1 protein-coding gene is annotated in these 1152 nt (G+C 47.0%); it reads left to right on the forward strand.

Going from position 1 to position 1152, the window contains the following annotated elements:
* Nucleotides 1-16: 16 nt before the first annotated feature.
* Nucleotides 17-1152: acyl-CoA dehydrogenase (locus tag HMPREF1250_RS03405; protein WP_023053225.1), on the forward strand; the 1136-nt coding region annotated here is incomplete at its 3' end.

The following is a 1152-nucleotide window of genomic DNA, read 5'->3' on the forward strand; positions in this document are numbered from 1 at the left end:
AGGAGAGTGGAAGAGAATGGATTTTAATTGCACAGAAGATCAGGAAATGTTTGTCAAATTGGCGAAAGATTTTGGTGTTAAGAAATTGTTGCCGACAGTTACGGAGCGTGATCATAAGCATGAGTACGATGAAGCTTTAGTGGAAGAAATGTTGGGCATGGGCCTTGCCGGCACCTATTTCCCCGAAGAATTCGGCGGTGCCGGAGCTGATGTTTTGAGCTACATCATGACGGTTGAAGAATTGGCAAAATATGATGCCGGGGTTTCGATTACGTTGTCTGCCACGGTTTCTCTTTGCGCCAACCCGATCTGGCAGTTCGGTAATGAAGAACAAAAGAAAAAATATTTAACACCCCTTTGCGAAGGCACGAAATTGGGTGCATTCGGCTTGACGGAACCCAATGCCGGCACGGATGCTTCCGGGCAGCAGACCGTTGCCGTTAAAGAAGGCGACTACTATGTATTGAACGGCTCCAAGATCTTCATCACCAACGGCGGTGCTGCTGATATCTATATCGTATTTGCCATGACGGACAAGACTCAGGGCAATAAAGGCATCAGCGCTTTCATTCTGGAAAAAGGCATGGAAGGCTTCACATTCGGCAAGAAAGAAGACAAAATGGGGATTAATACCTCGCAAACGATGGAATTGGTATTCCAGGATGTAAAAGTTCCTGCTGAAAATCTTCTCGGCGAAGAAGGCAAAGGCTTTAAGATTGCCATGATGACCTTGGACGGCGGCCGTATCGGCGTTGCTGCGCAGGCTCTCGGTATTGCTGAAGCAGCGTTGGAAGATGCAATCAAATATTCTAAAGAACGTGTACAGTTCGGCAAACCGCTTTGCAAATTTCAGGCTATTTCCTTCAAACTTGCCGATATGGCAACGAAAATTGAAGCAGCCCGTCTTCTCGTATACAAAGCAGCTATGAAGAAACAGGAAGGGAAACCGTTCTCCGTTGATGCTGCTATGGCTAAAATGTATGCTTCCGACATTGCTATGGAAGTTACCGTTGATGCTGTTCAGATCTTCGGCGGCTATGGCTACAGTGAAGAATATCCTGTTGCCCGTCATATGCGCGACGCTAAGATCACGCAGATTTATGAAGGAACGAACGAAGTACAGCGCATGGTTACTTCCGGCGCTCTCTTGCG

This window comes from Megasphaera vaginalis (ex Srinivasan et al. 2021) (genome assembly GCF_000478965.1).
In the GTDB taxonomy this organism is placed as follows: Bacteria; Bacillota; Negativicutes; order Veillonellales; family Megasphaeraceae; genus Megasphaera; species Megasphaera vaginalis.